Genomic DNA, 6,151 nt, shown 5'->3' with positions numbered 1-6,151 from the left:
GATACAAGGAGAATCGGGACAGAAAACGAGTACAGAGAAGGGTTTATGTCTCGATACAAGGAGAATCGGGACAGAAACCAGGTACCGAGAAGGGTTTATGTCCCGATACAAGGAGAATCGGGACAGAAACCAGGTACCGAGAAGAGTTCCTGTCCCGATACAAGGAGAATCGGGACAGAAACCAGGTACCGAGAAGAGTTCCTGTCCCGATACAAGGAGAATCTGGACATAAAACAAGTACAGAGAAGAGTTTATGTCCCGATACAAAGAGAATCGAGACATAAAACATGTACAGAGAAGATCTTCTGTCTCAATACAAAGTCAAAGTAAATCAAGACAAGAATCAGGCACCGCAGCAGGGTCTCCTACCTCATAAAAAAAACAAAAGAGACATAGCTTCAGGCTTCGAGCTAAACTATGTCTCAATAAGAGCAAACTTTTTATGAATGAAAAAGTCTTATCCAGCAATTAAGCGAGGTGATAAACATTGAATCGCACAGAAGCAAGAAAGGTCGACCTCTACGCAGTTTCTAGTTTTCACTAATTCTTTCACGTCACAAATTTCTTTTGCAAGGTGGCCATGGCAATCAAGTGGAAGTAAGAGTCTTAGTGTTGCACAGCAATCATGAATACCTTCTACACGAAAGAAATTCGTTTCAAAGCAATTTTCGCCGACATTACCAAAGGCTTGAAATGGCTGACCCTTTTCATTTAAAAGAAGAAAAGGAATTGTATCTCCAAGCGTTTTGACAGGGTTTAGAAGATTGCTATAACAGCTTGTAGGGCATTTTTCGTCCTCAACGGCTTTTTGTTGATTTAAGATATTTTCAACTGCATCACATACACAATGATCTTTCATTATCTTCCCTCCTGTTATTCGTTCTTATTGATAGTATAAGAAAATAGGTACAAGAACGTTCTAGGGAAAGCGCCTATTTATGTAGTAGGGACATAAAAAAGAAAAGACTGCTGATAAAACAGCAGTCTATCTATCTACATTTATCTGTGGTGTTTTTTTCTTTCGTCAGCAACACGGTCAACTAATTCTGGTGATAGGCATTGAATTGCACAGAAGCAATCAAGGTCTACTTCGATACAGAAATCAGTTTTTTCAAGACCGAAGAAGTCTTCGTCACAAGGATTACATACGCTAAGCGTATTGCCATCAACGTCTACTGGGCGAAGTAATGATAATGTTGCACAGCAATCTTCTACACTTTCAACGCGGAAGAAGATTGTTTGGAAACAAGTCATGTCTCCAGTGAATCCACCAACATTACCGAATGCTTTAAAGAGTTCACCTTTTTTTCCATAAAGGATGAAAGGAATTGTATCTCTTTGTGGACCAGCGACAGGGCCTAGTAAATTGCTGTAGCAGCTTGTAGGGCAAGTGATTTCTTCTACTGCTTCTTGTTCAGCTAAAATTTGTTCTACCGCATCACATACGCAATTGTTATCTCTGTCTCTTTTATCTTTGCAACCCATTAATAGTCATCTCCTTAATTTTATTTATTGACTTTAGTCCTTAACAGACTATGTGGGTAATGACTAGTTGGTGTGGGTAATCGTCTAGTTTGAGATGAATTCATTGGGAAAGAATTTAGGTGAATGGTATGTATGGTTTGTCTGCATTTGGCAACAGAGCAAGATATATAATAGAAGAAAATAAAGTCTGGCTATTAGGTAAAGGGAAAAAAGAAAAGACATACGGATATAGATCGTAAATGGGCATGTCACATAAAAAAAGCAGGGGTGTCCCCTGCTTCTTAGTTCATTAGAAAATGTCGATGTTCACAACTAATGCGATTAAGATTTGTAATAGAACTTGTAGAGAAATTGCTACGTCTGTGTCAGTTGTTTTAACTTTTACATCTTTAGAATTTTCAATGACTAATTTTTGTTTGTTTAATTGTTTCATATCAGCTTGTTGGATTAATTGTTGAGTTACTTGCTCTGCACGAGCGCTGTCAGCGATTGTTAAGTTAATAACTAATGCGATCGCAACTTGAAGTGCAACTTGTAAAGAAACAGCTACTTGAGTGTCTGTTGAAGTAATATCAATATCACAAGAATCTCTTACAATGATTGTTTCAGAAGAAATTTGTTCTGTTTCGCTAACTTGTGCAGCGTTTTGTGAAACTGTTGCATCGTCATCAAAAAAGTTACCAGTTTGAGCTCCAGCCACCTCGTTGTTAGAATAACAGTCTGTTGGATGACAAGAATGACGGTCTAATGCTACCCATTCATATGGTTTTGCTTGCATTTTCTAATTCCTCCTTTCGATTTACTATTATTAAATGTCTAGAATTGATTTTTGTATAAGACAAACATCTTGGTGTTTTTACCCATTTTTAGTTTATTTGTCTTTTTTTCTATTTTTCATCATGTCACGTAGTGTTGTGTTTTTCGGTGCTTCTTCTGCTGCAGGCTTTTCCTCTTTCTTTTCTTTGGAATTTTTCACAAATTCGTCTACTTGTGCTTGAAGATCTGCTACTACTTTTCTTAGCTTTTCTTTTTGATCTTCAGATAACGTTTTTTTGTTTTCTTCTGAAATATTGTTCTTATTAAAAACATCTTGAACAAATAGCTGCATCATAGAAGAAGAAATATCCTGTAGGTTTAATTTTTCATTAGACAATGTGTTCACCTCCAATTTCATTATGGGTAAGGGGGAAATCCCAGCCGCCCAAAACAATTCTTCCTCATTCAGATTGATTAAAGGATGTCAATTTGTACTAGCAATGCTAGTAAAATTTGAATAAGAACCTGGAGAGAAATTGCAACATCTGTATCAGTTGTTGTGATTTTTACATCGCGAGAGTTTTCGATAATGAGTTTTTGTTTGTTTGCTTGCTTAATAACAGAGCTTTGAAGCAATTGTTGAGTTACTTGCTCTGCGCGGTCGCTATCAGCAATTGTTAAATTGATTACCAAGGCAATAGCTACTTGAATTGCTGCTTGTAATGAAACAGCAACCTGAGTATCAGTTGAAGTCACTTCAATATTGCAAGAGTCTTTAATGAAAATATATTCTTCTGAAGCTTGAATGGTTTCGTTCACTTGAACAGCATCTTGTGTTGCATCTTCGTGTTTGCATTTGCAGTCATCTAATGCAGACCATCTAGTTGTCATTAAAACTCACTCCTTTCATCAATAAGAGGTTAAAAGGAAACCACGACCTTTAACCGTAACGATAAGGACGCCGAGGGAAGGATCATAAATCGTGTGTTAAGCCGTGATTTCCTTTTAATTGTATATAATGCAGATGCACTGTCTTTTGTATGGGTCAAACATACAGGTTTGAACCCATTTTTCAGATAAAAGCTGATGGACAAATATATTGAGTCGTTAAATCATTATCGGACAAATCTCATGTCAGAAAAAATTCAATGGGTAACTTGTACACATACATAAAAGAAAAATACTTTCATAATTTATAAAGATATTGTTTGAGAGGTGGGGGGAAATGACAACCTGGCTACAATTCATCATCCTGGCTTTTGCAGCTTTTCGACTAACTAGATTACTTGTGTTTGACAAAATTACTGCTTTTATTCGTAAACCTTTCCATCGTGAAGTTGAAGAGATGAATGATAATGGTGAATATGAGATTTATATTGAAATAAAAGGATCAGGATTACGGGCATGGATTGGCGAGCTTTTGAGCTGTTATTGGTGTACAGGTGTATGGTGTACGGCATTTTTATACGGAATATGGTGGGTTTGGCCTCAAGGGGCAGAGCCACTCATAATGATTTTAGCCATTGCTGGAGTAGCCGGAATTATAGAATCAATTCTCAGTAGAATTATAGATTAGGCAATACCCTTAGAAACAAATAGAAATTAACACATAAAATGAGATATAGAAGCTGAAAAATTTCAGGAAGATATGCTCTATTTTACGAATAATCCTCCTTAACAAGCTGTAATCAATTTTCAATCAGCTAATGAATATTGAAGGTGTGCTCCTAAGATAAAGAATTTTTTATAGGAAGGTGGGATATAACATGAAAAAGGCTAACTTGAATCCTTCCGGAAGACCAACTAATTCCAACCAATCTGTATCTGTTTCCAAACCAAAAAAAGTTAAAAAAAGTGGCTGCGGTTGCGGAAAGAAAAAGAAACGCGTCTAACTGTTCCGTTTCAGCTTCTTTTTCAGTTTTATAACAAGGGAGTACTTGATTTTTCAAGTGCTCCTTTTATATTACATATTTTTACAGATTTAAATAAATAATAATGAGGCTTATAAGACTAAACGAGGAGCAAAACAACATGCCAAGCTGGACAGAGGTCATTATACGATCAATACTCATTATTTTAGGTCTATTTTTTATTACAAAATTACTCGGGAAAAAGCAGCTATCAGCGTTATCGTTTTTTGAATACATTGTTGGCATAACAGTTGGTGATATTGCTGGAACCATTACGATGGATGTTGAATTAAATGTTGTAAACGGACTTATATCAATATTAATTTGGGCTTTATTTCCTATTATTATTTCTACTTTATCACTTAGAAGTAAGAAATTTAGAGACATAGTGGAGGGGAAGGCAACCACTTTTATACAAGGTGGAAAGATCTTAGAGAAAAATATGAAGAGAGAAAAATATAGTACGGATGACTTACTTGAACAACTCAGGAAAAAAGATATTTTTCAAGTCTCAGATGTAGAGTTTGCTGTTTTGGAAACAAGTGGACAATTAAGTGTGCTACTGAAAAAAGAAAAACAACCAACAAAATGGGAGGATTTTTTCGGAAAGGGACCAGAGGTGGTAAAACCTCTTACGGTTATCATGGATGGAAAGTTCTTACCAGAAACCATTTATTCTGCAGGTTATAGCATTGCTTGGATCAAATCAAAACTACAATCCCAAAATAGTCAGGTAGCAAATATATTCCTTGGACAAATTGGCTCAGATGGTCAATTATATGTTGATTATTTTGATGACCATCTTGAGAAGGAAGGAGAGAAAAATGGATATTATGGAACAACTCTTTGAACGGTGGATGGAATCAAAATTAAGAAAGCATGATTCTATTCAGAGGAATGAAGACAATAGATATGATAACGTTGATCAGCAATTAACTAATTTAGATAATACAGCTGATGAATTTGAGCAAAAGATGGAAATGGTTGCATCACAGATGGAAAAATGGATGAGCGGAAAAGCAGGGGCGAAATAATTAAACTTTTCAATTATGTATATTAGTCCAACCAAAAGTCCTTCCTTTACATATGATGTAGAGAAGTTAGGTAAAGGAGGTGCTTAGCGCATGGGTTACGGCTATGGTTACGGATACGGCGGTGGCAGCTACGGTGGTGGTAGCACTTTCGTATTAATCGTTGTATTGTTCATCCTTTTAATTATTGTTGGTGCTTCTTATTACAACTAATCTTAAAAAGATGTAAGGATAAAAGTATGAGCACTCTTGCTCGTACTTTTGTCATTTTTGGGTGTGTTTTTTTCGGTGACGGGCCAAGGTGAGGACACTGTTGGAAAAATCACAGTAGCCCAAAAGAAATTTGAAATTCAATCACATTTTTAAATTAAGTCCATAGTATATATCATGAATTAAGGAGGCGGGAAAATGGATAGCAAATTCTTTAAAAACCTTGAAGGCAAAACTGGCGTAAACATGAATGATATCTTTTCTTTAGCTAACTCTTTACAAGGTGCAAACTTTAAAGACGAAAAAACAGTTCGCGGTGTCATCCAACAAGTATCTAGAATAGCAAATAAACCAGTAAATAAAGAAATGGAAGATAAAATTGTTAATTCCATCGTAAATGGTAAAGAAAAGCTAGACTTTAACACAATTGCCAAAATGATGAATAAAAAATAACATAACTAGGTTTGGAGATTCATAGTTACAGTGAAAAGCAGTCCGAATAATTATGGACTGCTTTTCTTTATTATTTGTGGTATGAAGGACAAGTTGAAGGGAATAAGTAGACTTGAACGACAAACGAAAGGGAAAAAGCAAGTGGAATGTCGTTCATAAGGTAGATGAACGACATTCCAGAGTGAGAAAGCAATTGAAATGTCGTTCATAAGGCTGATGAACGACAAACCAGAGTGAGAAAGCAATTGAAATGTCGTTCATAAGGCTGATGAACGACAAACCAGAGTGAGAAAGCAATTGAAATGT

The 6,151-nt window shown here is 35.9% G+C and carries 12 protein-coding genes; 7 read left to right on the top strand and 5 right to left on the bottom strand.

What is annotated here, in order from left to right; genetic code table 11:
- Window positions 1-330, top strand: a 330-nt coding sequence (locus tag ACEWK1_RS06045; protein WP_416635763.1) for a hypothetical protein, incomplete at its 5' end; no start/stop codon positions are given.
- Window positions 331-457: 127 nt separating this feature from the next.
- Here ACEWK1_RS06045 and ACEWK1_RS06040 read toward each other — a convergent pair.
- The 5 genes from ACEWK1_RS06040 to ACEWK1_RS06020 form a co-directional block, all read right to left on the bottom strand.
- Window positions 458-859: a CotY/CotZ family spore coat protein gene (locus ACEWK1_RS06040; RefSeq protein WP_121664747.1), complete on the bottom strand. Its 402-nt coding sequence runs from the start codon at window positions 857-859 to the stop codon at window positions 458-460.
- A 140-nt stretch (window positions 860-999) separates the two neighbouring features.
- A complete protein-coding gene (locus ACEWK1_RS06035) occupies window positions 1,000-1,485 on the bottom strand; it encodes a CotY/CotZ family spore coat protein (protein WP_212136160.1) in 486 nt (161 codons plus the stop codon).
- Between the two features lie 289 nt (window positions 1,486-1,774).
- The gene (locus ACEWK1_RS06030; RefSeq protein ID WP_121664749.1) at window positions 1,775-2,263 is read right to left on the bottom strand and encodes a spore coat protein; all 489 of its coding nucleotides are present in this window, start codon (window positions 2,261-2,263) and stop codon (window positions 1,775-1,777) included.
- Between the two features lie 93 nt (window positions 2,264-2,356).
- Complete coding sequence (locus ACEWK1_RS06025; RefSeq protein ID WP_098799445.1) at window positions 2,357-2,638, bottom strand: hypothetical protein; 282 nt, start codon at window positions 2,636-2,638, stop codon at window positions 2,357-2,359.
- Between the two features lie 77 nt (window positions 2,639-2,715).
- On the bottom strand, window positions 2,716-3,132 hold the full coding sequence (locus ACEWK1_RS06020; RefSeq protein WP_121664751.1) for a spore coat protein: 417 nt from the start codon (window positions 3,130-3,132) through the stop codon (window positions 2,716-2,718).
- Window positions 3,133-3,466: 334 nt separating this feature from the next.
- Here ACEWK1_RS06020 and ACEWK1_RS06015 point away from each other — a divergent pair, with 334 nt between their 5' ends.
- The 6 genes from ACEWK1_RS06015 to ACEWK1_RS05990 all read left to right on the top strand — a co-directional run bounded on the left by ACEWK1_RS06015 (window position 3,467) and on the right by ACEWK1_RS05990 (window position 5,845).
- Window positions 3,467-3,817 carry a DUF1360 domain-containing protein gene (locus tag ACEWK1_RS06015; protein ID WP_212136161.1) on the top strand — a complete coding sequence of 117 codons (351 nt, stop codon included), beginning with the start codon at window positions 3,467-3,469 and terminating at the stop codon, window positions 3,815-3,817.
- A 190-nt stretch (window positions 3,818-4,007) separates the two neighbouring features.
- Window positions 4,008-4,133 (top strand): hypothetical protein, encoded by a 126-nt coding sequence (locus ACEWK1_RS06010; RefSeq protein ID WP_255301696.1) that lies wholly within the window; start codon window positions 4,008-4,010, stop codon window positions 4,131-4,133.
- 139 nt (window positions 4,134-4,272) lie between these two features.
- Entirely contained in the window at window positions 4,273-5,001 is a 729-nt protein-coding gene (locus tag ACEWK1_RS06005) for a DUF421 domain-containing protein (protein ID WP_212136162.1), read from the top strand.
- Entirely contained in the window at window positions 4,976-5,185 is a 210-nt protein-coding gene (locus ACEWK1_RS06000; RefSeq protein ID WP_212136163.1) for a hypothetical protein, read from the top strand. Before ACEWK1_RS06005 ends, ACEWK1_RS06000 begins: the two co-directional genes overlap by 26 nt.
- Before the next feature lie 90 nt (window positions 5,186-5,275).
- Window positions 5,276-5,395: a YjcZ family sporulation protein gene (locus ACEWK1_RS05995; protein ID WP_121664755.1), complete on the top strand. Its 120-nt coding sequence runs from the start codon at window positions 5,276-5,278 to the stop codon at window positions 5,393-5,395.
- Window positions 5,396-5,590: 195 nt separating this feature from the next.
- The gene (locus tag ACEWK1_RS05990) at window positions 5,591-5,845 is read left to right on the top strand and encodes a stage VI sporulation protein F (RefSeq protein WP_098799451.1); all 255 of its coding nucleotides are present in this window, start codon (window positions 5,591-5,593) and stop codon (window positions 5,843-5,845) included.
- The last annotated feature ends 306 nt before the right edge of the window (window positions 5,846-6,151 follow it).

Source organism: Metabacillus sp. YM-086, assembly GCF_048059995.1.
Taxonomy (GTDB): Bacteria; Bacillota; Bacilli; order Bacillales; family Bacillaceae; genus Metabacillus; species Metabacillus litoralis_B.
Note: the sequence above shows the minus strand (reverse complement) of the source record. Positions and strands in the feature narration are given on the sequence as shown.